This is a genomic window from Robertmurraya siralis (assembly GCF_005502275.1).
Classification (GTDB): domain Bacteria; phylum Bacillota; class Bacilli; order Bacillales; family Cytobacillaceae; genus Robertmurraya; species Robertmurraya siralis.
Genome location: NZ_SWLZ01000013.1, coordinates 87,033 through 112,971 on the forward strand (window position 1 = coordinate 87,033; position 25,939 = coordinate 112,971).

20 protein-coding genes and 1 pseudogene are annotated in these 25,939 nt (G+C 37.0%); 6 read left to right on the top strand and 15 right to left on the bottom strand.

All coding sequences use genetic code 11. The features are described from left to right. Positions 1–20 precede the first annotated feature (20 nt). Positions 21–785, bottom strand: coding sequence for an exodeoxyribonuclease III (locus FCJ93_RS15245; protein WP_137744076.1), 765 nt, complete (start codon positions 783–785; stop codon positions 21–23). Between the two features lie 202 nt (positions 786–987). Here FCJ93_RS15245 and FCJ93_RS15250 point away from each other — a divergent pair, with 202 nt between their 5' ends. After that, the gene (locus tag FCJ93_RS15250; RefSeq protein ID WP_095306174.1) at positions 988–2,097 is read left to right on the top strand and encodes a CAP domain-containing protein; all 1,110 of its coding nucleotides are present in this window, start codon (positions 988–990) and stop codon (positions 2,095–2,097) included. 671 nt (positions 2,098–2,768) lie between these two features. Here the strand turns inward: FCJ93_RS15250 and FCJ93_RS15255 are convergent. The 5 genes from FCJ93_RS15255 to FCJ93_RS15275 form a co-directional block, all read right to left on the bottom strand. Beyond that, complete coding sequence (locus tag FCJ93_RS15255; protein ID WP_095306175.1) at positions 2,769–3,656, bottom strand: NAD(P)-dependent oxidoreductase; 888 nt, start codon at positions 3,654–3,656, stop codon at positions 2,769–2,771. 10 nt (positions 3,657–3,666) lie between these two features. After that, positions 3,667–4,440 carry a hydroxypyruvate isomerase family protein gene (locus FCJ93_RS15260; RefSeq protein ID WP_095306176.1) on the bottom strand — a complete coding sequence of 258 codons (774 nt, stop codon included), beginning with the start codon at positions 4,438–4,440 and terminating at the stop codon, positions 3,667–3,669. Between the two features lie 128 nt (positions 4,441–4,568). Further along, on the bottom strand, positions 4,569–5,897 hold the full coding sequence (dacB, locus tag FCJ93_RS15265; RefSeq protein WP_137744077.1) for a D-alanyl-D-alanine carboxypeptidase/D-alanyl-D-alanine endopeptidase: 1,329 nt from the start codon (positions 5,895–5,897) through the stop codon (positions 4,569–4,571). A gap of 287 nt (positions 5,898–6,184) precedes the next feature. Further along, positions 6,185–6,997 carry a YitT family protein gene (locus FCJ93_RS15270; RefSeq protein WP_235879504.1) on the bottom strand — a complete coding sequence of 271 codons (813 nt, stop codon included), beginning with the start codon at positions 6,995–6,997 and terminating at the stop codon, positions 6,185–6,187. 170 nt (positions 6,998–7,167) lie between these two features. Next, on the bottom strand, positions 7,168–9,723 hold the full coding sequence (locus FCJ93_RS15275) for a DEAD/DEAH box helicase (RefSeq protein WP_137744078.1): 2,556 nt from the start codon (positions 9,721–9,723) through the stop codon (positions 7,168–7,170). A gap of 151 nt (positions 9,724–9,874) precedes the next feature. On the opposite strand from FCJ93_RS15275, the pseudogene FCJ93_RS15280 reads away from it, so the two are divergent. Together FCJ93_RS15280 and FCJ93_RS15285 are read left to right on the top strand one after the other, a co-directional pair. Continuing rightward, positions 9,875–10,356, top strand: a pseudogene (locus tag FCJ93_RS15280) (ribonuclease H-like YkuK family protein). Positions 10,357–10,679: 323 nt separating this feature from the next. Next, positions 10,680–11,180, top strand: coding sequence for a MerR family transcriptional regulator (locus tag FCJ93_RS15285; protein ID WP_170211324.1), 501 nt, complete (start codon positions 10,680–10,682; stop codon positions 11,178–11,180). A 59-nt stretch (positions 11,181–11,239) separates the two neighbouring features. Here the strand turns inward: FCJ93_RS15285 and FCJ93_RS15290 are convergent, their stop codons facing one another. The 7 genes from FCJ93_RS15290 to FCJ93_RS15320 form a co-directional block, all read right to left on the bottom strand. Further along, complete coding sequence (locus tag FCJ93_RS15290) at positions 11,240–11,437, bottom strand: hypothetical protein (RefSeq protein ID WP_095306181.1); 198 nt, start codon at positions 11,435–11,437, stop codon at positions 11,240–11,242. Positions 11,438–11,697: 260 nt separating this feature from the next. After that, positions 11,698–12,027: an SCP2 sterol-binding domain-containing protein gene (locus tag FCJ93_RS15295; RefSeq protein ID WP_095306182.1), complete on the bottom strand. Its 330-nt coding sequence runs from the start codon at positions 12,025–12,027 to the stop codon at positions 11,698–11,700. A gap of 391 nt (positions 12,028–12,418) precedes the next feature. Next, a complete protein-coding gene (locus tag FCJ93_RS15300) occupies positions 12,419–12,844 on the bottom strand; it encodes a GtrA family protein (protein WP_095306183.1) in 426 nt (141 codons plus the stop codon). Then, positions 12,798–13,835: a glycosyltransferase family 2 protein gene (locus FCJ93_RS15305; RefSeq protein ID WP_137744079.1), complete on the bottom strand. Its 1,038-nt coding sequence runs from the start codon at positions 13,833–13,835 to the stop codon at positions 12,798–12,800. The genes FCJ93_RS15300 and FCJ93_RS15305 overlap by 47 nt, the downstream gene beginning before the upstream one ends. Before the next feature lie 17 nt (positions 13,836–13,852). Further along, positions 13,853–15,526: a DUF6044 family protein gene (locus FCJ93_RS15310; RefSeq protein WP_137744080.1), complete on the bottom strand. Its 1,674-nt coding sequence runs from the start codon at positions 15,524–15,526 to the stop codon at positions 13,853–13,855. A 587-nt stretch (positions 15,527–16,113) separates the two neighbouring features. Continuing rightward, complete coding sequence (locus FCJ93_RS15315) at positions 16,114–16,629, bottom strand: hypothetical protein (RefSeq protein ID WP_095306186.1); 516 nt, start codon at positions 16,627–16,629, stop codon at positions 16,114–16,116. Between the two features lie 30 nt (positions 16,630–16,659). Next, a complete protein-coding gene (locus FCJ93_RS15320; protein WP_095306187.1) occupies positions 16,660–16,851 on the bottom strand; it encodes a YbxH family protein in 192 nt (63 codons plus the stop codon). A 241-nt stretch (positions 16,852–17,092) separates the two neighbouring features. Between FCJ93_RS15320 and FCJ93_RS15325 the strand changes: the two genes are divergently transcribed. Then, complete coding sequence (locus FCJ93_RS15325) at positions 17,093–17,815, top strand: hypothetical protein (protein WP_137744081.1); 723 nt, start codon at positions 17,093–17,095, stop codon at positions 17,813–17,815. Between the two features lie 212 nt (positions 17,816–18,027). Here the strand turns inward: FCJ93_RS15325 and fdhF are convergent, their stop codons facing one another. Together fdhF and FCJ93_RS15340 are read right to left on the bottom strand one after the other, a co-directional pair. Further along, complete coding sequence (gene fdhF / locus FCJ93_RS15330; RefSeq protein WP_235879503.1) at positions 18,028–20,100, bottom strand: formate dehydrogenase subunit alpha; 2,073 nt, start codon at positions 20,098–20,100, stop codon at positions 18,028–18,030. Positions 20,101–20,520: 420 nt separating this feature from the next. Further along, entirely contained in the window at positions 20,521–22,671 is a 2,151-nt protein-coding gene (locus FCJ93_RS15340; RefSeq protein ID WP_137744082.1) for a PAS domain-containing protein, read from the bottom strand. Positions 22,672–23,091: 420 nt separating this feature from the next. Between FCJ93_RS15340 and yhfH the strand changes: the two genes are divergently transcribed. After that, positions 23,092–23,226: a protein YhfH gene (gene yhfH, locus FCJ93_RS15345; RefSeq protein ID WP_095306192.1), complete on the top strand. Its 135-nt coding sequence runs from the start codon at positions 23,092–23,094 to the stop codon at positions 23,224–23,226. Between the two features lie 176 nt (positions 23,227–23,402). Continuing rightward, on the top strand, positions 23,403–25,217 hold the full coding sequence (gene pepF, locus FCJ93_RS15350) for an oligoendopeptidase F (RefSeq protein ID WP_137744083.1): 1,815 nt from the start codon (positions 23,403–23,405) through the stop codon (positions 25,215–25,217). The last annotated feature ends 722 nt before the right edge of the window (positions 25,218–25,939 follow it).

Genomic DNA, 25,939 nt, shown 5'->3' on the forward strand with positions numbered 1-25,939 from the left:
CACCTCTTCAATTCATTATTTTAAGCGTTTAAATTTGTCATTTTTAAAACAACTGGACAGTGGTCACTTCCGAGTACCTGATGATGAATTTCAGCTTCTTCAATATGATGCTCCAATTGTTTAGAAACAATAAAATAATCAATTCTCCAGCCAATATTCCTTTCACGAACCTTACTCATATAAGACCACCACGTATAAACATCGGTTTTTTCCGGATATAAATAGCGGAATGAGTCTACAAAGCCTGATTCAAGGAGCTTCGTCATTTTCTCTCGTTCTTCATAAGTAAAGCCTGAATTTCCTATGTTTGATTTTGCGTTCTTCAAGTCGATTTCTGCATGAGCAACATTTAAATCACCGCAATAAATGACTGGCTTTTTTGAATTTAACTCGAGAAGATACTCTCGAAGCTCTTCTTCCCATTGCAATCGATACTCGAAACGAGACAGATCCCTTTTTGAGTTTGGTGTATAAATATTGACCAAGTAAAAATCGGCGAATTCCAAGATAATGCTTCTACCCTCTGCCTCCGTTTCCTTATCTCCAATGCCGTAGCGAACAGAAAGAGGTTTTTTTCTCGTAAAAACAGCCGTGCCTGAGTATCCTTTTCTTTCTGCATAATTCCAGTACTGCTCATATCCATCTAACTGCAAATCAATTTGGCCCTCTTGTAGCTTCGATTCCTGTATACAAAATATATCAGCATCGGCCTCGTGAAAATAATCTAGAAAACCCTTTTTCACACAGGCACGAATTCCATTTACGTTCCATGAAACAAATTTCATTGAATATTCTCCTTGCTTAGCTTTTGATGTCGTCCAAATAAAGCATTCTAGTTCCATTCGGAATAATTCTACTATACTATGAAAGAAACCGTTTATCGAGTAATTAAGACTAAGCGATTGTCATTAAATATCAGTTTCGCTTTTAATTTTATAAATTTTGACTAAACTGAAATACTATCAAGATCCGTGAAGGAGGGGTAGCATGAGACGTTTTCTTTTTATGATAGTCGTTGTTTTTTTGATCGTGATTGGCGCTTCATATTTGGAAGAAGGAACTAAAACGGAGGCGAAGGTAAATTTTCAGACGTTCATTGAAAATGGAGAATTACAAAATATAGCCACCTCTGTCATCTCAACCTTTCAATCCATTTTCGAGACAATTAAAGAGACGATCAATGGCTCGCCTGAAATTAAGGACCAAAATAGTGTGGCACAACCAGAGTTAACTGCTCCATCTCAGCAAACCTTTTCCATCCATAACATCCAAATTGGCGAACAAAAGGCTAAAGTAGAAAAAATACTTGGAGCTCCACAAAGAAGCTCCGTTAATGAATACGGCCGCAAATGGCATACCTATCATCAAAACTATCAAAACTATGTGCAAGTGATGTATAACGACGCAGGCGAAGTCGTTGGTCTTTATACGAATCAAGATTTAATCGCATCTACAAAAAATATCAAGCTAGAAACAGTTAGAGAACAAGTTATTCAAGAGCTCGGTACCCCCTTAACGAGAATTCAAAAAGGTTTTGTCTACTATCAGCTTGAAAAGGATGCGGATTATGATGTTTTTTTAATAGACGAGAGTTATATCACGATTTTTTATGATAAACATGAAGGCAATTCATTAACTGCAATCCAAATTATTCATAAAGATATGGAAGAAAAGAAAAAGAATTTCTATGCCACAGCCACTGATTTACTAAGAGAAGGTTTTGAATGGCAAATGTTTGATTTGACAAATGCAACGAGGGTACAGCATCGTTTAGGGATTCTTACATGGGATGAGCGCGTTCGTGAGACAGCGAGAAAGCACAGCACCGATATGGCTAAAAACGCCTATTTTGACCATACGAATCTGCAAGGGCAATCCCCTTTTGACCGAATGCTCGCTGATCAAATCACCTTCTCAGTTGCCGGAGAAAATTTGGCATATGGACAATTTAGTAGCATTTTCGCCCATGAAGGTTTGATGAATTCTTTAGGACACCGGAAAAATATATTGAAAGCTGAATTTAATCATTTAGGTGTTGGTGTTGCTTTCAACAAAGAATCACATCCATACTATACACAAAATTATTTTTCAAAATGAAAACAACTACTTATTTTCGATTGTGAGGATGGTTCTTTCAGTCCATGCAACTTCCTCTAAAAGTGTGAAAGTTTGCATATAATGGCATGTAAGGACTATGCATTTCTGCAAAAGCACTTGCAGAACCCGTCATAATAATTAACGTTCGAATTCTGTACAGATTACCAAGAAGCTCCCTTCCTTCGTTTTAAAAACTATTCAACACCAATGAAAACTTCAGCTTGCGAGAAAAAACCTATTCTTCTTGTATTAACAGTTCTGATTGATTCAAAAGCGAGAGGCGTTAACCTACATGAGCTAAAAGCAAAGTTATCAAGTAAGTGAATGAACTCGTGTAGCCAAAATCAAAGCCACCAGTGTTAATGGTGTTTTTTTTTCTTGGGTGTGTTTTTATGAACCTTCATGATGCGGACACGGTTTTCTTTTTCACTCCCGGCTGTGTCCTCATGGACCCTTCATACGGACATCATTTTGCTTTTTCCGCTTGAGTTTGTCCTCATGACACCTTCATGCGGACACAAATTCCCTATTCACGCCCGACTGTGTCCTCATAAACCCCTTCATGAGCAGGGACATGAATTTGATTTCGAAAAGGAAGTTTTCTAAACTATAAAAAATCAAACAGCAAAGGGTTTTTACCTTTGCTGTTTGAATGTGGACTATTGCTAAACCTAATATACCCTCTTCACCTCCACGTTGCACAGTTTCTCTAATGGTTTGATAACTGCGGACATATCTTCATTTCCAAAACCTTCTGCTATCGCTCTATGAAAACCAGTTTCTGCAAGCTCGCCAAGTTTATCGCCAATTCCAGCTTGGGTAAAAAGTTGATTAGCAAGCTTGACATCTTTATGAACATATTTGACAGCACCACCTGGTTGAAATTGCCTATCAAGTACATAATGTTTCATATGCCGTTCCAACATACGACTAGTGCCATAGCTTGCAGTTAGCAAATGAACGAGCTGCTCCGGGTCCAATCCAAAGGATGCTCCTGCGACCATTGCTTCTGAGGCAGCAACAGAGTGAACAGCCACAAGGTATTGATTTATTAGTTTGGCAGCACTTCCTGAGCCGGATTCGCCCAAATATTCAATCGTTTCTGCAAATAATTTTAGCAGTGGCAGTACTTTTACAAATGCTTCTTGCTCTCCACCAACCATAATTGTTAAAGTGCGCTGCTCGACTCCCTCTGGACCACCGCTAACCGGTGCATCCAAATAAGAGATTCCATTTTCCTTCGCTTGCGTATAGATCCGTTGGCTCGTCTTAACCCCGACTGTAGAAAAATCAATGCAAACCGTCCCTGTTCGTGCATAAGGGAGAACAGTATTCTGAAATATGTGCTCACAATCTTCTGGCATCGAAAGACAACTGCATATAATTTCACATTCCTTAGACAGGGACGCGATATCATTCGCTCGTTGGGCACCTAAAGCCACAAGGTTTTCTGTTTTTGTCACTGTACGATTATAGACAACTAGCTGATTGCCACCCTCAAGCATTTTTTTAGCAATTCGAGAGCCCATCACACCCAATCCAATAAAGCCGATTTTCATTGTCTCTCTCCTATCTCCAACTAGTTAGCCAAGTGAAGCTAGCCTCACTTGTCGTTTCTGGGGTATATTCAAGGCCGATAAATCCATCATAGCCACTTGCCTGAATCGTTCGAAAAATATTGCTGTAATTGATTTCCCCTGTCCCAGGTTCATGCCTCCTAGGACAATCAGCGACCTGAATATGAGCGATGCAATCTATATTATTTTGAAAGTTAACAATTAAATTTCCTTGCATTCGTTGAATATGATAAAAATCAAATTGAAGTTTAACATTCGGCATATTGATTTCTTTCAAAATAGCAAGTGCATCATCCAAAGACGATAGAAAATATCCTCTCATATCATGTGAATTAATCGGTTCAATTAAAAGCGTCATTCCGTAGGAAGACATTTTCTTTGCCGCATATGTAATATTGTTTATATAATTCATTCTTGTTTCTTCAATTGACTGATTTACAGGAATAATCCCAGCCATGCAATGTAATTGTTTCACCTTCAATCTTTTCGCATAGGTAATTGAGCGCTCTACCGATTCTTCAAATTCATCAAATCTATTTTTATCTACAGCAAGCCCCCGATCGCCAGATTCCCAGTTCCCAGGAGGACAATTCATTAAGGTCATCACAAGATTATTTTTAGCCAGCCTCTCCTCAAGCTCATTCAATCCATAACGATAAGGAAACTGACATTCTATATAGTGAAAACCTGCTTTTCTTGCCTTTTCAAAACGAGAGAGAAAAGGAACTTCTGTGAAGATCGTCGAGATATTTACTGAAAAACGCAAACTTAACTCCTCCCAAAGTGAATGACTTATTCTTTACTTTCTACATTTATCGAAAAAAACCTTGTTTAATTTTAAGACTTCTGCAAAAAAAACAATAGAACTGCTCCTTCACAGCCCTGAGTTCCCATTTATTGGTTTGCAATCACTTCGAGAAGTCGATCCTCTACTTGTTTACCTTTACGTTCATCCAATAAATTATTCATTAAAATCGAAAAGACAAGTAACTCACCACTTGCCGATTTCACATAACCGGAGATCGCCGTAACGGTTGTTAACGTCCCTGTTTTAGCATGAACCTGCATGCCAGCCATTCGATCGCGCAGCGTACCGCCCACTATTTTTGATTTTTTCCCCGCGATCGGCAAAGACTCATAGTAGGATGAGAACCATCGCTCTTTTTGGATATTAAATAAAAGCTTGGTAAATTCATTTGCCGTGACGAGATTAATATGAGAAATACCAGAGCCATCACGGATTACCAATGTGTCCGTATTGACACCGAACTTCTCTAACTCTTCATTGATTACCCTCAGCCCTCCTTTCCAACTTCCTTGACCTTTTCTCTGTTTACCCATTTCTTTAAGCAATACTTCTGCATGAACATTATTGGAAAGTTTCATGAATGTCACTAATAATTGTGATAATGGAATAGACTGATGGCTTGCGACTAAATTTCCAGACGTATACCGACCTCTTTCAACATTTCCAGTAAGGCTAATGCCTTCAGCAGCCAACGCTTGCTGAAACAAATCTAGTGCATATCCAGTTGGCTCCCAAACAGCGATGCACTCTCTTTTTGTTGGCGGAGCAATTGGTAACATCCCTTCTAAAACTATCGTGTTGCTACCATGCTTTCTTTTTATGCGAAATTCAGCCTTGCTCTCTGGTGAAACAGTCAATAGTTGATTCACGATGTTCACATACTGTGTCTTTGGTATTAGCGAGATTTTTGCTTGATCCCCAATATTTTTCCCCGGAGAAGCTTCCACAATGAGCGCCCCAGTGTCATAATCAGTGTCAGTTGAAGTAGTTAAGGCAGAAACTTGAGCTCCATAATAACGTTCTTCATCCGTCCAAATCATATCTTGAGATAGGCGGATATCATCATACCAGCTATCATCGCCAAAAAGACTACCATCAATTTTTTTAATCCCTTTTTCCTTTAGCTGTCTAGCTAATTCTTGAAAATTCTCTTTCCTTAAGGTCGGATCTCCTTTGCCGATTAAATATACATCTCCCTTTAAAGTATTTCCTATCAACACCCCATCTGTCCGTACTTCTGTTTTAAATCTATGTTTTTCCCCCAACACGGAAAGTGCCACTGCTGCCGTAATTAGCTTCATGTTTGAGGCAGGCTTTAACCGCGTATCTCCATTAAATTGATATTTCACTTCCCCAGTACTGCCTGAACGGACACTTATTCCCACAACCGCCCCTTTTAAAACATAAAGTACCACTTAAGTTTTTTGGTAAAAAAGGAAACGTTAGAAAAAATCAGTTGAAAACAGGGAACAAAACGGTTTTTTCTGGGTTTCTGAGCTTTTTTGCGTTCATTATAATTAACGATGATTTCGTCTGATTTTCAAATTGAGAAAAAGGACAGTCAATGGTTGCCCTACAAATAAAAGCAAAAAAACCCCGTAAACGTCAGATTGTGACTAACATTTACGGGGCAGTTCAGAAAAACAATTTCATTTTTCCTTTGCTTTTTTGTATGAAATCTTTACAAACTACGGCTGCATCGTTAATGAATGGCTGATTTGAATTTGCCACCATGGGCCTCGTGTGTATCCATAATGGTGATAAATGCGTTCGGATCAATATCCAATATCATGCTTTTTAATTTTGCAACTTCCAATCTGGTTACGACAACATAAATAACTTCCTTTTCTTTGTCGTGATAACCACCTTTTCCATAAAGTCTTGTAACACCGCGGCCAAGTCTTTGATTAATTGTTTGCGACAATTCCTCAAATTCGTCTGAAACAATAATCGCTGCTTTCGTTTCATTAAGAATTCCTTGCGAGACTCCGTCAATCGCTTTGGAAGCAATATAATAAGTTAGAATAGAATACATCGCTTGTTCCCAGCCAAGAACAAAGCCTGCCCATCCAAAAATAAAAACATTAATAAACATGACAAACTCACCAACTGAAAATGGGAGTTTTTTTGTAAGTAAAATTCCTAATATTTCTGTTCCGTCGAGGGCGCCCCCTGCTCTAACAACGATTCCAACACCCGCTCCTAAAAGTAAACCACCAAATACAGTAGCCAGCAATGGAACAGTGGTAAATGCTTCAATATGATGCAGTAATTGTTCAAATATGGAGAGAGAAATAATTCCTACTAACGACGAAATAAAGAAGCTCTTGCCAATATATTTATAACCTGCGTATAAAAATGGCAAGTTAATAATTAAAATTAAAATTCCAAAATTAATCCCTGTTAAATAATTGGTTAATATGGATACCCCAATTACGCCACCATCAATGATTTTATTGGGTACTAAAAATAATTCTATCGACATCGCTGCCATTGCCGCCCCAATTATAATCATGATATAACGCAATATGAGGCGTTTCACCCCTGTTTTCTTATGTACTTTTCCCAAATGCTAACACCCTCTATGTATTAATTTCTATCGATTCTTCTAAAAAATCGAATAAACTTATTTTCTTACAAAGAGGAAAATTATTCAACTTTGAAGCCTTTAATTTGAACTCCTTTTTACCACCTTTCATAGCGTTTCTCGTGACAAAAATTACAAATTGGATAGGGGTGTTCCCATGATAACGGTTTTCCACATCTTCTGCACTTCTTTTTCATTTTCTTGACTTCCGTCTTCAAAGATTCATGAACAGCATCACTCAATTCTGCTCTCTCCTTTTCCCAGTAAAGTGCTTCAAGCCTTTTATCAAGGCGATACAAAAATAAGAGATGCAGTCCAATCGCTTTATAGGATAATTCCTGTTCTTCCAAATTCCTTTTTCGAATGACCGGCTCTGGCAATTCTTCTCCTTTTACGATGGCAAACATCGTATCTCGCCATTGGTGGATAAGACCTTGATCTTTTGTTGAAAAAGGTAAATGCAAAAATCCGTATAAATCCATAAGTGAAAGCTTTGCTTCAACCTCTGTACCACGAATTACTTGATAAAGTTCTTTTTCTTGAGCTAAACCTGCCTTTTCTGTACCATCGGGACTCTCAAATTGTTCCCACAGTTCAAAAAATATGGCCAGTTCACGATAATACTTTTGAAATCGTTCAAAGACTGCGGATGTCGGTGCAATCGCAAATGATTGTAGTGGCTCATCTTTATTTTTGAGCAAATGCTTAAACCATTTCATATCGGAACTAAAGGCAACTTTTCCGACATCGTAAATCCCTTTTCGACCAGCTCTTCCTGCAATTTGTTTAATCTCCTGAGAGGTTAGCCTTCTTCTTTTCGTACCATCAAATTTTTCCGATTCTAAAAAAACAATGCGCCTGATTGGCAAATTGAGCCCCATTCCGATTGCATCTGTTGCAACAATTACTTTCGTTTCACCATCGATAAAACGCTGCATTTCCTTTTTTCTAGTTTCCGGTGGCATGCTTCCATAAATAACGCTGACAGGAAAACCAGAATTTTGTAATCTTGATGCCGTTTCCAATACTCTCTTTCGGGAAAAACAGACCAGTGCATCTCCTTTTTTCGTTTGCTCTAACGTAAAAAGCCGTTTTTCCACTTGCAGTGGAATATCTCGACTGTATTCCTTGATTTCAATGTCGGCATCCCCAAGAAGTCTGCATACCATTTCCTGTAAGCTTTTGCTGCCGACAATATGAACCTCACGCGCATTCGCCTTCGTAATCGCTTTATACCAGGAAAAGCCACGATCCTTATCGGATATCATTTGTGCTTCATCAATGACAACGACATCAAAATACTCTTTTTCATGAAACATTTCAACGGTACAAGAAAAATGCCTCGCACCTTGGATTGCTTTTTCTTCTTCGCCGGTTTTTAAAGTGCAAGGGACCCCATCGCTATTTAATTTGTCAAATACCTCTAAAGCTAAAAGACGTAATGGAGCTAGGTAAAGTCCACTTGATGCTTTTTTCATTTGCTCAAGGGCATGGAAGGTCTTTCCTGTATTTGTATCGCCGATATGAAGAACATAACGAATATCGCTCCCTAGCCGCGGTTGATATTCTTGTCCAAAAATTTCCTCAATTCTCTCTGCCTTTTCTTCTTCCTTCTTCCTTTGTGCCGCTAACTCTTCTTCTTTACGCTTCTCTCTTTTAGCTAGATCATCCAGCAAAATTTGTTCATGAATATCAGGATCAAATGAAACTGTGGCTAACCTTAATAGTTCATCAACATACTCCTCTTTTATTAAGCTGTAAAAATCAAGGACGATATCAGGTAACTCATCCTTTAAAAGCGCTTCAATCTCCGCTAATTCAAGCATTTCAGACCGGGCAGATACAGACCCATGGAAAAACTGTTTATTAATTGCCGCAAGAATGAATGCCGGCACTTTGTCATAGACAATTTCACGGACAAATTGTTTAAATATAATCTCATATGTTTCATACTGATACAGATTTCTCCCCCTGTATCTAGTTTTTCTAATATCACCCGTTAATTCTCCTAAAAAAGTAGCCAATGTAGTATAATCAGCCGCATTGAAATACCCCATATTATGTAGAGGAATTTCTAGCGAGAACAGCTCAAGCTGTTCATATTTAGGCTGTGTACTAATTATCTTCTCAAGATTTTTAGCAATATAAGCACGGGTATGTAAGTAAAACAATTGATAGTCTTCTGTCAATCTTTCCTCAATAAAAACATCAAGACTTTGTAAAAGTCTCAGCTTTTCACCTTGCTTTTGCTTTTCATCTTCTTCTGCCAAAAATTGTTTTCGTGCATTTTTGTAAATTTCAAGCCACTCATCTTGATCATTAAACCTGTCTCGTGCCCACGACCAAGTGTCGAAAGGTTGGTACGCACGGATCTCATTGCGAAACAAATGATTGATTAGCTTTCGCTCAACACCTTCCACTTCGTGGCCAAAATTCTTCAACCATTCTTTTTTTTCTCTTCTAGGGATCTGATTGGAGGCTTTATTTAACCATACGTTGAGCCAAATTTGTTCTAAATAGCTCCTTCGGTCAAAAAAATATTGTTCCATCGTTGGTGGATGTTCCTTACTGCCTAAATAACGGTATAAATCCTCCCAAACCTTACTTTTTGTATACTCAACTGCAACTGGATATAACGATTGTAAATGTGACATTAACTCTCTCCTTAAATGAACTTAACATTATCTTTCCACAACACCCAAACAAATTTAACACTTTCCTGCATAAGTTTATAGAAACAAGTATTTTAAGAAAGGACAGATATTTTTGAATGAATTAACGTTTCAAAACCTTCAAGAAAAAGAAATGTCCTTTGAACAAGTATTCGACCGCATTATAAAGTTTATGAAGTTAAATCCACAAGGAAATTATCGCCTAATGATTGGGACTGATTCTCAGGTTCATCATGATTATACCCTTTTTATTACGGGAATCGTCATTCAAAATGAAGGTAAAGGAGCTTGGGCGTGCATTCGCAGAGTTTATATACAAAGGAAAATGGAACAACTACATGAAAGAATCTCTAAGGAAACATCATTAACAGAGGAAGTCGTCGCTCTCTTTACAGAAGAACGAAAAAATTGCATGATCGATCTCATTCTTTGTTCATTTACCAAGGAGCGACATTTACAATGGAAGGCCATATTGATATTGGTGCCGGCAAACTAAATAAAACGAAAATATACGTGGAAGAAATGGTGGCAAGAATTGAATCCCTTGGTCTAGAGCCAAAAATAAAACCTAATTCTTTTGTTGCTTCAAGCTATGCAAATCGCTATACGAAATAAATAATACATAATCGAGAAACATCTTATAAGCAAATTAATATTATAAAAGAGCTTGAACATCTTAAAGTGGAAAAAAAACGCCACATAAGTTGTTTCAGTTTCATTTTTGACATTAGTTGCAATTGCCAATAGACAGCTCCTTCTTTTTCACTCATGCTTAATTCCCCCAGTCATTTGTAAAAATGAAGGGGAATTTTTGTTGTTTTTATTGCTAAAAAAGTAGTATATCCACTTTCTTTGGCGAATACAAACTTGTTTTGTCACCTGCATAGGAATTTTTATGAAAAGGAAGAATTGATCCTGTAAAGGAGGTGAGTTATAGGTTGAATACGGGCGCTGTTTCGAAATTATTAGGGGTTTCTTCCAGTACAGTGCAAAGATGGGTCAAACATTTAGGCTTAGAAATGGAACGCAATGAATTTGGTCACTTTTTATATTCGCAAGAAGATGTCGAAACCTTAAAGGAATTTAAAGAACAGATCCAAAAAGGAATCCCCATCCAACATATTCGGGTGCGGAAACCGACTCGTCGAGGCTCTGTTAAATTTCAGCAAAAGCAATCCAGTTTGATAGATAAAGTCAATAAACTCGAGAGAAGTATTGAAAATAAAGCAGATTCTGTCGTTACCTATCAATTGCTGCAGCATCGCCGAGAAATTGAAGAATTGCAAGGTAAAATTGAGCAGCTCACGAATCAAGTCGACGAGCTTCAACTTTCTCTTCGTCACTCACTCGCTAACGTTAACGAACAAAGAGAACACGAGCATGAAGCAAGCAAAAAACAAAAAAAGAAGACCGTATTTCACACCCTTTTCGGATTTTAGGTCATTCCCAAGATTCTAAGGCCTCATGATGCTCACCCAAAAAAAGATACCTTCCTTTATTACAAATGAGGTCTTTTATTTAATTTTTGTTTCTTCATTACCTCATAAGATTTATCAATTATATCCGTTAAAACATCAGCCTTATATACTTTTCCCAGCTTCGTATGTTCCTGGTAAAATTCAACAATTTCGTCTAATTTTTGCAACGTTTCCGCTGAGACTCTGACATTTAATTGACTTCTAGCTTTACTCGTCATATAAAGCCCTCCTTATATTAGGCTAGCGCACGCTATCAGTTTGCTATCTACAAGCTAGCAGATTGATAGCATAATGCTATATTGACTATTTTAACATAAATTTTCACTTTAAAAAAAGTACAAGCCTCCTCCAATAAACTAGTTTAATAGAGAAAATTAGTAGTTTGTTTAGCATAAGCTTGTGAAACGAACGAAGTTGCGTCTCCTAAAAAACACTCCTAAAATTTAAATTTTAGAGTGTCCATTCATCTTATTAGCAGTTATGATTGATATTTTTTTACGATCTCTTGCAATTTTAATGCAAGTCCTAGATTTCCATCTACTTTTAAACTACCTGTCATAAAAGCCATTGTTGTACTAAGCTCATCCTTTAATAACTTAGAAAACTGCTTATCTGATGTCCACAGTATCACATTTGCTTCATACTCCTCCCCATCAACTACCGCAATCTTCCCTTGTTCAAGGATCATTTGTAAGATGCCGCTTTCATCTAAGTTAATTTGAAAAACACGATCCTTTTCATGTTTAATATGGACCGGATTTGAATTTATTTTATCAATCAAACGGTGCAGTTCTTCTTTTACTGACATCCATAGCACTCCTTTCTTAACAAAATTCTCACTGATGTCACTTTTTATAAATTTAACTGGTTTAAGTTTCAGGAAGTTCTAGCAATTTGACTTAAAAGACGTGAGAAACAGAAGCTTTATACCCAGCTAAACTATCAAGCACATCCTAACGCAGCCCGCCTATTTATTAAATATATTATTTCACTTTTTTCAAAATATTACAAACCTATTTTCTAATGAAAAACTTGTATTTCAAATAAATCCGTGCTATATTTATTGAGCGATGAGCTGAATTGCGTAAGACGAATTGACATTCCTACGGGAAATGCACAATGTGGAGTGCAGTCAAGCGCCGCAGTTTTCGAAGAAAAAGGACTTCCTTTCCGGAAGTCCTTTTCGTGATTTTACGCTGCTATTTTGAAAAGACGATATATTTTTGAGCGCAATAATTCGTTATCGTATAAATTACCGTTCCTATTAGTACGGCCTGTTCTTTTTTCGTTAAAATCCCAGTTAGAGTGAAAGCCTCTGCCACCATAGCACTTAATGAATATGAAAACCAATAACAAAACAGGACAACGAAAACGAATAAAACTCCAGTCTTTTTGATTGCAGCATTACTTTGAAAAGTAAAATTACGATTAAGAACAAAACTACATATCGCCCCAACGCCATTGCCGAGAAATGTTGCAAACCAGTAAGTAAGCCCGAACCCATTTAAAAGTATAAAGCTAGTAGAAAGACCCACTAAAGTATTAAGACAACCCACACATAAAAATCGTATAAAAGGGCTAGTTAGACTTAAATATTTCCCCACGCTCAAGGAAACGGGTTTCATCCTCTAAACCTCCGCTGTCTTTAAAATGCTCTGGCAGTGCAACTGTATAAGCATCAATATCTATAATATACTTTGGGCGTCGTTTTACTTCTTTATAGATTTTGCCAATATATTCGCCAATTATGCCAACGGCGATAAGCTGAAGACCACCTATTAACCAAATCGACGTGATTAAAGAAGTCCATCCTAGCTCCGTAGCTCCAAAAAATTTCAGGCAAAGAAAATAAAGAGCGAATGCAAGGCTGCCAAAAAATGAAACAAGGCCTATAAATAAAACCGAGCGAATCGGAGTGATGGAAAACGATGTAATTCCATCGAAGGCAAAAGAAAGCATCTTTTTCAGCGGATATTTTGTTTTACCTGCTTTTCTCTCTTTTCTTTCATAATATACACTTGTTGAATTAAAACCAATCAACGGGACAATACCGCGTAAAAAAAGATTGATTTCTTCAAATTTTTCAAGTTTCTCGACAGCTCGCTTGCTCATTAACCGAAAATCGGCATGATTATAAACTAAATCTACCCCCATCAGCTTCATTAGTTTATAAAAGCTTTGTGCAGTCGTCCTTTTAAAAAAGGTGTCGCTCTCTCGTTTAACTCTAACTCCGTAAACAATTTCATATCCCTCTTTATACTTTTTAAGAAACTCTTTAATGACAGCACAATCATCTTGCAGGTCAGCATCGATTGAGATAATACAATCAGACAATTCCTTCGCTTTAAAAAGCCCTGCTAATAAGGCATTTTGATGACCAACATTCCTCGCAAGCTTTAGACCTCGCACATATTGATTTTGAATCGTTTCTTTATAAATGAAGGTCCATGTTTGGTCAATGCTCCCATCATCAACAAATAAAAGCCTACTTCTATCAGAAACGAGTCTCTCTTGTACCAGTTCACTCATAAGCCCTTTTAGTTCTTTAAACGTATAAGGGAGAACCTCCTCTTCATTATAACAAGGGACGACTATTGTTAGGATTGGTTCGTTCATGTTGACCTCCTAGCTGCTTACATTGCTTTATACAAGTAGATCTTCCATGGCGATTGTGCACTAGCAAATATTTTCATTAAACCGAGTCTATTCTCGCTAGCATTTTCAATCGGGATAGCAGAAAAAATGTACTCGCCCCCCATGTCTTTAAATGCTTCCGTATTTATTTGCAAAGTTTTTAACTTCACTTTTGCATTTTTTTTAAACATATAACGTTTTCCCAATTCTGCTGTAAATATGTAGCAACGACCGCCCCACTCATCAAAATAAGTTCGGATTGTTTGATTTTTCTCAAGTTCTGCTGCAATGATTCTCCGAAATTGATACTTGTAAGACAAAGGGTAAAAATTATTGTACGAATCAAGGGTATAAAAACCGTTAAATTGTGATATTGCGGGATGGATACCAATACTTGCGACTCGATAATCTTCAACAGGTTTGCCGATATATTGCTTAATTTCAGAAAAGAGCTCAACTGAATAAAACTCTTTTACTGTTGGTTTTCTATGATACACAATCTCATCATTAAAAAGAAATAGAACAAATAACTGTGCTGCGATCAAAAAATGAGCAAGAGTCTTTAAGCTAATAGAATGCTCCATCCATATTTTTAGGGCGAGAGCAAAGCTTACGTAAATAACCATTGGCCTCAAAAAGTGGAAACGGGCAAAGTTAAACGTATCCAGTACGTGAAAACGTTCCGTTAGTGGGAGCCAACCTTTATAAAACCAAAAAGCATACCATGCAGATAATAAAAAATTTATAACGAAAAGGAGCAAAAACAATTTTTCTTTTTTCCATAGTCTTTTTATGATTACGATATACAAAGCGAGCAGGATAACGGGTAATATCACAAGCCCATGAACAGTCATCACATGGGTATGCCCTAATAGAAAATTTTTAAATGTCAGGCGAATTACCCGCCATAAAGACAATCTTGCATGAAAATACTCATCCCTGCTATTTGCCTCCGTGATCAATAAGAAGGAGCCTACCAAGCGATACTCGACGATTAAATAAATAAAGGTCATGTAGGCAATCGAGAAAAAAAATTTCAAGTTTAGTCCTTTTCCGCGTAGTACGTCGATCACCCAGAAAATAGCGATCGCAAATAAAAAGAAGAAAAAGCCCAATACAAAGCTAGAGTACAGCGGTAAAAGCGTTAGCACAGCATAATTGTGCCAGTCACGTTCCCCTTTTCGTATATTTAAAAAAGCCCATAGAGCAAGCGGCATCCCTAGTGTACTAAGCATTCCCGATGGCCAAAAAGGAGTTAGAGCAAAAGCTAAAGCCACTCCAATACAAACAAAATGCCATTTTTCCCCTTGCAAAAAATGCTTTTTTAAAAGTAAAAACATCCCAAAAAAGGCAATATACCTGGTTAGCGCTTGACTAAGTGCGTACGCAACCATCGTTGGAAAGAAATGATACAGCCAAACAATGAGCGTTAATTCAGAGCCTAGAGCATTTCTCGGTAAACCATTCATCACTTGGGGGATTGTCGATTCAATTCCACCAAAGATTTTTCCGCTTTCTGATAAAATTTTATACCATGCTAGATTAGAATCTAAGTTATCATGTACTCGGATATGTGCGTTTTCTCCTAAAATAAATAAAGGTGATAAGTATAACGTAATCACTGCTAGAGCGAGAATGACTTGGTGTCGTTCACTTAAATTCCATCGGACCACAAAATACACCTCAAAACGATTTACAGTCAAAGCATGATGATCAAGTTTAAAGAAAATGGTTCGAGTTAATTTATGATTCGAACAGTAATATTCAACTCTAACGCTGACTGTACATTTATCGTTTACGAATAAATTGAATTATATTCCAAACATCCAATTTTCCACTAATTTCAAAAAAGGAACAAAATCATTAGAAAAAGTTTAAAGAATTTTTGCTGGGTTGAATCGAAGCAACTTTCCTTAATCAGGCAAATATATCGTAACGTCCCCTCTACAAAAAGAGAAAAAGCCTTCCTACTTTAAATAAGTAAAAAGACTTCAAATATCGGCAATCAATCAGATATAGTGGAAGAGTTCTTCTCCCAGTGCCGTAGAAAATACGTTCTTACGTAAATTGGCAATTTGAATAGCTCATCGCCTGCTATTTTAACTACCGCAAAAGCTTGTCCGAAGGATTCACTAAAAATATGAACATGAGTGGATCTCTCAAAACATATTATCGTGGAAAGGCAAGCACAGAACGAAATCGACTCTATCTGAGCAAGCGGGTCTGCCTTCAGGAAAGTGCTCATCCATTATGTCTGCATTTAAGGATATAAATTATCAAACATTTTCTGCATAAAATGTTGATCATTGCATTTTGCCGTTTGCAAAACAATCGCTTTTCCTTCTTTAACCTTTTTATCAACTAATATCCATTCATGAGCTTCCTTTTTCACAGTTAACATAATATTATTATTGTTGATATCTTTATACAATATATAACCTCTTCTTGGATCATGATTTAAGAAATACAATCTCTTTTCGCCTCGATATTTGCCTGACATTAATTTTTTTAATGATTCAAGAGTCTCATTTTTTCCTGTCAGCATTTCGTTTTTCCAAAGATCACTTGCTGTGAAAAAGATCAGGCTATTTTCACTTTTTTTCTCCAACAAATCAAAACTGGCTAATACATCATTATTAACTAAGTTTATATATTCAGCTTTTGTCTCATCGACCATTTGCTTACACTCTTCGGATATTTCCTCTTCATTCGCACTACTATGTTGCGGTTGTAAAAAGAGGAGCAAGGCTCCGATCCCAAAAAATAACTTTTTCATTTTACCACCTCTTGTCTTATGAAAACGGCATTAAATATCATGTTTTTGACAATAGTTTTCAACAATTTCTTCAATTAAGCTCGGCTCAGGATATTTGCCGTAAAAATGAAAGCTAAGTTCCTCAATAAATTCCCCGTTCAAATATACATGAATTGCTCCATTTTGGTTTACCACACTATATTCAGGCTCAAATCTGTATCCATTTCGATCAATAGCCCCCATTTTATCAGCTCCTTTATTGAAAATGACGATACCAAGCATTATTATTACTTTCACAATCGGCACTGCGCTCTCATATTAACGCGATATGAAAAGGATTCATGCCATGGTTTAAGCAAGCTTTGGTTTCATTTTCACCTTTCGTTACATAACATATGTTAGGACATATTCAAAGTTCCATTCTGCCCAATTTTCTCAGCAACTATAACTGGGGCTACATTTAAAAAAGAGGTGAAGCATAGAAATGTTAAATGAAGAGGTCAATCCTCAAATACATAAACCTAGAAGGAAATCTCCCATATCATCTAACCAACAACTGTTCAAATTGAATTATTTACAACGTATTCTTGAGGAACAAACTACGATTAATAAAAATTTAACTCATTCCGTTGAAAAGGTTAGTCAGTCACTAAAAAGAACAAACGCTAACCAAGAAAGTACACTCAAACAAATGAACCTGAAGCTACAGGAACAGGAAAATTTCTCTAATGAGTTAAAGGACTACTTAATGGAACAGGAGAAAATAAAAAAGGAGCTTTTAGAAAGAATTGCTGTAGTCGAAAAGACGAATCTCGCCGTTATGGAAAAATTACAAGCAGACAGCCTTTTAACAGAAGCGATTTTAAAACAACAATCAACACATGAAGAAATGCTAGTAAAAATGATGACAAATTTTGAGGACACGAGTTCAGTTACTGAGCAATTAAAAAAACAGGAAGAATTGTATCAAGACTTTTCCAATAAACTTGGAGTTCACGAGGTATACCATACTACGGTTATGGAACGACTTGATCAACAGGAAGGCTTAATAAAAAAAATTGGCGGTGAATTGGATCATTTAAGAGCGATTCTCTTCGAAAGAACATCGCATATTTTAGAAAAGCTAGAAACGCATCTCAACCGGATAACGAAGCCGATCCAAAGATTCTTCATTAACACAGAAGGAAAGGAAAAGGTTGATAAATAAATATGAGTCCAGCCAAAGTCAAAAATGAGCGATAGCTGTTCCCCTTCAGAGTGATTGAAAACGTTTGTCACATTAAACACAAGGCTTTGGCTGGAGCGGAATTTCTATAATAGGTAATGAATTTCCAAACATAACAAAAGCACGAAGAATGCGAATGTTTTGCAGGCAGCCTGAATTAACCTCTTCCCTTTCCCAAAAAAGAGCAAAATTGATTAATCTACATTCTTTTTGCGAATATTAACGGCACAAGCTTTAAATTCAGCCGTTCCTGAGATAGGATCATACTCATTTATCGTCAGCACATTTGTCGGAACCTCGCTCCAATGAAAACTCATGAAAACAAGCCCAGGAACAACTTGCTCTGTTATTTTCGCCTTCACAGAAAGAGACCCCCGTCTTGACAGTACTTCAACTACCTCCCCATCTTCGATCTTTAATCGGGCAGCATCCTTAGGATGGATATCTACTGTCTCCTCTGCTTGCTTGAGCTTAACGCCTGAAGCGTAATGGCGTGTTTGCGTATGTGTATTATAACTTTCCAGCCGTCTTCCCGTTGTTAAGGTAAACGGATAGTCTTTATCTGGTTGTTCAATCGGAGGTGTATAAGCTACAGGGACAAAGGCAGATTTAAGTGTATTATCATAAGATTGATGAAACCTTTCGTGCAAAACAAATGTTCCTGGATGCTCTTCATTTGGACATGGATAATGGATGGCATATTCTTGATCTAGACGTTTGTAAGAGATTCCTCCGTACACTTCATGTGCTAGCGTTCTTACTTCCTCCCAAATCTCTTCACTATTATTGTACATCATTTTATAGCCAAGACGAGAAGCTAGATCACATAAAATTTCCCAATCCTCCCTAACGTTTGCATCTGCTTTTACAGCTTGCCTAACTCGCTGTATGCGTCTATCCGTATTAGTATACGTACCCTCTACTTCACCCCACGATTTTGCAGGTAACACGACATCAGCTTGTTTTGCAGTATCGGTTAGAAAAATATCTTGTACTATTAGCAAATCAAGATTATTGAAAAGCTTTGCTGTATGATTTAAATGTACATCTGCAAGCAATGGGTTTTCTCCAATAACATATAAAGCCTTTACCTCTCCATTTTCCATTCTTTCAAATGTTCTTGTTTGCGTGTCTCCCACATTGCTGTTAATCTGAATTCCCCAATGGTCCTCAAATCTCCTGCGGTATTGGTTGTCAGTAATGGAACGTGCCCCCGTTATCATATTAGGGAGACAGCCCATATCTCCAGCTCCTTGAACATTATTTTGACCTCTTAACGGCATGATTCCATTGCCACGTTTGCCAATATGACCTGTTAGCATTGCAAGGTTGGCAATATCAAAGACGTTATTAACTCCACAATGATGTTCAGTAATTCCTAATGTATACGCAATCATCGCTTTGTCTGCTCTCGCATATTCTCTTGCTGTTTCTACAATATCAGCGGCATCAAGACCAGTTATTTTTGCAGTATATGACGGTGTAAAAGTTTTAACTTGAGCCTTTAAACGCTCAAAGTCAGCGGTGTGCTTCCGCACCCATTCATCATTAAAAAGTCCTTCTTCAATAATTACATGGAGCATTCCATTCATTAAAGCGATGTCCGCACCTACTTCAATTTGAAGATGACGATGGGCTACTTTTGTCATATCAATCTTTCGCGGATCTACGACAATAATTTTTAAGCCCTGTTTAGCGGCCTTTTTCATTTTGTTTGCAATAATCGGATGCGCTTCTGTTGTGTTGGAACCCATCAGTAAAAGAACATCTGATTCTTCAAAATCATCAAGTGTGTTTGTTGGAGAACCGCTGCCAAACATCGTTGCCAGACCGGCAACACTCGGGGCATGTCACGTTCGATTACATCCATCAATGTTATTGCTTCCAATTGCGGCTCTCATGAATTTTTGCGTTATATAATTCGATTCATTTGTTGATCTGGCACAAGCAAACATAGAAATTGCATTTGGGCCGAAATGCTCCTTAATATGTGTAAGTTTATCCGCAATAAATTGCAGCGCCGTTTCCCATGTTGTCTCAACAAGTCGTCCATCTTGGCGTATGAGCGGACTTTTTAAACGTTCATCTGCATGAACATACTTATAAGCAAACGCCCCTTTTACACATGTCTGTCCTTTATTGACCGGTGCTGCTTTATCTCCGCGGATTTTTGTAATGTTATTATCCGTTACCTCAAGCAGAAGCCCACAGCCTGTCCCGCAATAGCCACAAATTGTTTTAACTGTTTTAGTTTCTGAAGCCTCCATAACAATCCCTCCTCTTCCTTTCTTTTATTCTAGCGAAAAAATAATCACAGACGATTACAAAAGTTAGAAGTTATTTTGAACTTTCTAAATAAAAGGCTACGATATATGATTCTGGTGACTTTTGGCTTATTTCGAGGTTTGTCCCAAAACCTTTTAAAAAAACTGTTGTCAAGAAGTCGTTTTTAACGACCTTTTCACACAGCTGCGTTTTTTCGCATTGCTAAAAAGAGCACTGATTCGATGAAACGCTTGGAGAAAGCTTGTTTTCTCCCTCGTTTTATCGAGTCAGTGCTAAACAACAAGTTTATTTAAACTTAACCAATAAAAAATAGTGTATCCCCAACCGAAGAAAATTTTTTAGTAAAAACTTGTTAACTGGCGGAAAAGGACCACTCTTAAATAAAAAGCCCACTTACAGCATTAGGCTGTGTGAGCTGGTAAAATAATATTAAAGGTAGTTCCTTTATTTAGTTCACTTTCAATGAAAACTGTTCCGTTATGACTTTCAATAATTTTATAGCTCACCATTAAGCCGAGGCCATTCCCATCCTTTTTCGTTGTATAAAAGGGCTCACCAATTCTCTTCAATTTTTCCTCTGGAATTCCTACTCCTGTATCTTGAATTGAAATTTGTACTTGCTCGCTTGCTACATGAACACGAACAGTAATATCTCCGCCGTTTGGCATTGCCTCAATACCGTTTTTCACAAAGTTTAGAAAGACCTGTTTCAAACGGTTCTCATCACATTCAATTTGGACAATATCATCATTTGCTTCAAAATGCATGCGAACCTTTTTCTTTCGTGCTTCAAATTCCAATAATGATAAAACGTCTTTAATAATCGGAATAATATTTTTTTCCTTCAGATCAACAACCTTTGGCTTAGCTAATACCATAAAATCCTCAACTATTTGGTTTACTCGATTTATTTCATCTAAAATAATGTCTACAAACTCTCTTCTTTGCTCATCTGTTTCATCTTCTAACAAAAATTCCGCATAACCTTTCATGGATGTGAGCGGATTTCGAATTTCATGGGCAACACCTGCTGCCAATTGTCCAACTGCCGCAAGCTTATCTTGACGATGAAGAATTTCCTCTGTCCGTTTACGCTCTGTAATATCGTTTCTTATTGCCAAATACTGATATGGTTTCCCTCTTTCATTCATAAAAGGAACAATGGTTGTGTCCACCCAATAATAAGAACTGTCTTTCGCCTTATTTCTTATCTCTCCTTTCCATACTGACCCACTTCCAATTGTTCTCCACAATTCTCTAAAAAAATCGTGACTGTGGTACCCAGAATTTAAAATGCTATGATCCTTCCCAATTATTTCGTCTCGATTATACTGAGATATTTCACAAAATTTATCATTAACTCGAGTTATAATCCCTTTTTCATCTGTAAAAGCCACAATCGACGACTGATCTAAAGCAAATTTTATATCGTTTACTTCTTTTAACGTTGCTTTCAGCTTGCGCTCTGAATGCTTACGATTAGTAATATCTGTTCGAATAGAAACATATTGATAAGGTTTTCCCTTTTCGTTTAAAAAAGGAACAATGGTCGTATCAACCCAATAGGTACTCCCATCCTTTGCCCTGTTTTGAATTTCGCCTTTCCAAACCTTTCCACTGCCAATTGTTTTCCAAAGTGATTGAAAGAATTCTTTTGGATGGTAACTAGAGTTCAAAATTCGATGATTTTGCCCAATTAGTTCATCCTTCGTATATTTCGAAATCTCAACAAATTTATCATTCACATAGGTAATCGTTCCTTTGGCATCTGTTATCGCCACGATCGAAGACTCATCAAGCGCTGCTTTAATATCTTTTAAATTTGAATCAGAGTCAGCAAGTCTTTTGCTTACAAGAGCACTTGAACCTATTAAACCGCTCATGATCATGACAGCAACGATTAAAATGGCATAAATCAAAAATGTTTCCTGAAAAGGGTCTCCCGTAACACCTGAAATATCTGTCCTTGACGTAATGGAGGAGGCTTTAAGAAGTAAAAAATGTCCTTCAACAACAGCAGTTGTAATTATGAGTGAACTTAATGGTCTAATCCACACGTTCTTTGCCAATGATGAATCATAAATTAGCCAAAAAGCAAAATAAAAAGAGACAAATACTACTAGTGCTGTCACAGCTAATATCACCCAATTATAGGTTAGAGCCAGCTCAAGTCCGAACATGCCAATGATATGAATGGAGAAGACTGCACTCATCATAAAAAAACTTGCTGCAACTAAATTTTTAGGTGTAAGGCTATTTAATGAAATTGCGTAGAAGGCCATTCCAGTGAAGCAAATCCCCACCAAAATTGCTAAAAAAGTTACAGGCAAATTGTAATTCGATAATGTCGTAATGTCTAACGCAAAAAGAAAACTCATCACCCATATGCCGAAGCTTAAAGACAGCGTTCCACCAATAAACAGGAGAGGCTTATTGCGCTCTGATGTTCTCAGCATCGAAAACATATCCAATGCTGAATAGGTAGCCATCATCGTTAAAATAATTGCAGCAATAATCAAGATTGGATTTAAAGATAAATATAAAGTCAACATCAATCAGCCCTTTTCAAAGAAAAGTTTCTACTATAATTGTAATGTAAACTAATCGTTCTTTAAAGAAATATTTCCAGTTCCCTTCTGTCTTAGGATAAAGATGGCCATTTTGTCGAAAAACAACCATTGATTGATAGAACATATTTAGCTTTGGGTTAGATTTCGATATTCATTTTTGGCTCATTTCGTGTCAAACATTGTTTTCACACGTCTCTCAGTATAACTGAAAGAGTTCTATCTTTGATGCAAAGCTTGTGATCTCCGTTGTTTTACCGAGTCAGTGGCCAAAAAACTTTTGATCGCCTATAAAGTTTAACAAAAAGTTTTTAAAAAAATAGTTCATTTTTTTAAAAATTAATGTATACTGTATTATAACAGAATTTAATAATTTAAACTGTATTAGAAAAGGAGTGGATTCAATTGATCATTAGTCCCATCGAATTTTTCCGCACGCTGCCAAAAAAGATTTGTCCGGAATGCGGGGAAACTATGAAAGAGCAAGCCGAAAGTTATTTAATGGAATGTGACCGCTGTTTATCAAAGAAAACTGAATAGAAAAAGTCATAGCTTTAGCGCCAATTCAGATGCGCTAAAGCTTTTTTGAGCGGTTTTAATCATTGAAACAATTTTATATAATATTTAGAAAAATATATTAATTAACAGGATGCTCATGTTATTATTTTAATTAGGATACCGAAATAAAAAGTTCCGAATAAAAGGAGGAGATTTTAATGGAAAAAATGATGACCACTCGATTAAAGCGTGAAGAAGTTCCCATTAATTTAACATGGAAGCTCGAAGATTTATTCTCATCGCCTATTGAATGGGAAGCTGAAATTGCTACAATTGAAAAAGAACTTTCCGCATTTTCAGTTTACAAAGGGAAACTTCATGAAAGTTCAGCTACACTATTAGCATGCCTTGAATTGCAGGAAAAATTAAATAAGAAATTGATTTTAGTGAGTACATATGCTTCGCTGCTACAATCAGGAGATAGTACCAATCCCATAAACCAAGCTAATGCAGCGATAATTGGTAATTTACGTTCAAAAACAGGTGCAGCTCTGTCCTTTATAGAATCTGAAATTATTACTATGCCAGAAGAAAAATTGCAACAGTTCATCGATGAAGAAAAGGGGTTAAAGCCTTTTACAAAGATGTTAACAGACTTAATTGATGGCAAAAAATACCGACTTTCTCCTGAAACAGAGGAAGTGCTCGCTGCTCTCAGTGATGTGCATGAGTCACCATATGCGATTTATCAAACAAGTAAGTTAGCTGATATGCAATTTGAGCCAATCATTCATGAAGATGGTGATGAACTGCCGAACTCATTTGCATTATTTGAAGATCGTTACGAATTCTCTTCAAATACAGAAACTCGAAGAAAAGCTTACGAATCATTTACAAAAACGTTAGAGCAATATAAAAATACTTTTGCGACCACATATGCAACTGAAGTCAAAAAACAAGTAACGTTATCCCGTCTTCGAAATTTTGATTCTGTAACAGATATGCTTTTATACCCACAGCAGGTTTCTAAAGAAATGTACGAAAATCAATTAAACATTATTCAAGCCGAGTTAGCGCCTCATATGAGACGCTTTGCCCAATTGAAGAAGAAGGTTTTGCAATTGGATGAACTGCAATTCTGTGATTTAAAGGCGCCATTAGATCCTGAATTCAATCCTAAAACCTCATACGAGGAAGCAAGTGAAGTGATTTTGGAATCATTAAAGATAATGGGGCCTGAATATTTAAATATCATGAAAAAAGGGCTCACAGAACGATGGGTTGACCGAGCTGATAACGTGGGGAAAGCGACTGGGGCATTTTGCTCAAGTCCATACGGTTCACACCCATTTATTTTAATAACTTGGACAGACACGATGCGTGGTGCATTTGTGCTTGCACATGAATTAGGGCATGCTGGACATTTTTATTTAGCTAATCAAAATCAACGCATAATGAATACAAGACCTTCTACTTTTTTCATTGAAGCACCTTCAACCATGAATGAAATGTTGCTTGGTGATCACCTGCTTTCTAATACAACAGACCCACAAATGAAACGATGGGTTGTACTACAGTTATTGGGAACTTATTATCATAATTTCGTTACCCATCTTTTAGAAGGGGAATTCCAAAGAAGAGTTTACGAGCTTGCAGAGAAAGGTACTCCCTTGACCGCAAAAATACTTTGCGAAACAAAAAGAAATGTGCTTTCTGAGTTTTGGGGTGACACTGTGGTACTTGACGAAGGGGCAAGCCTAACTTGGATGAGACAGCCTCACTATTATATGGGGCTTTACCCATACACATATTCAGCAGGTTTAACAGCCTCCACGGCAATGTCACAGCAAATCAAAACTGAGGGAGAGCCTGCTGTTAACCGTTGGTTAGAAGTTCTAAAAGCTGGTGGAACCAAAAAACCGATAGACTTGTTAAAACAGGCAGGCATTGACATGTCAAAACCTGATCCAATTCATAAAGCAGTTGCTTATGTTGGCTCCCTCGTTGATATTTTGGAGGATAGCTATAAATAAAGAGGAATAAAAACAGGGTGTCCAAAAAGCATAGCTTTTGGGACACCTCTTTTTGATACTTCTTCCACCATAGATTAAATCTGAAAAACAAACCTTTTATCTGTCATAAAATGCCCCAAAAAGAAAAAAGCAGATATCAAAAGTCATTTTTAATGACCTATTGACACAGCTTCTTTTAATAACAGCTTAGGAGACCCAACCAATTCATCAGTTTAATGGAATATCCCTGTTATCAGGAATTTCTAATAACTGACATGTGTTTGTTCCGCTTTAACAGGCATTACTCTGCTCATAAGCATTCATACTATCTCGCAGTACCTTGGGTTACAAACTTATTCAATTGTCATTGCTCAATTGCTCCATCCCTATTCTTGATTAAATGCTTCAAAATTTACTTTTGAAAGGTATCATATGTGATTGTGTAACGACATTCTTGAATCATTTACCATAGACGTTTCCCAATTCTTGCTAGAATCTTCTGGGTAAGAGCTTTTGTTCTACGTATCATGACATTTACTTATAGGTAGAACATTCCTTCTTAACCAAGTGGAATATCCTTCGCAAAGTGAGGCGAAAAACTGGATAAAATGTCTACTTGGTACGATACTTCATCATTTCATCGTTACAAATTTTCATTACCTTCTTCATCATTCCACTATTTAATCAAAAGTGATAAAAGAGCATTTGCTTACGTTCACGCAATCATACTTCTACGGAACGAG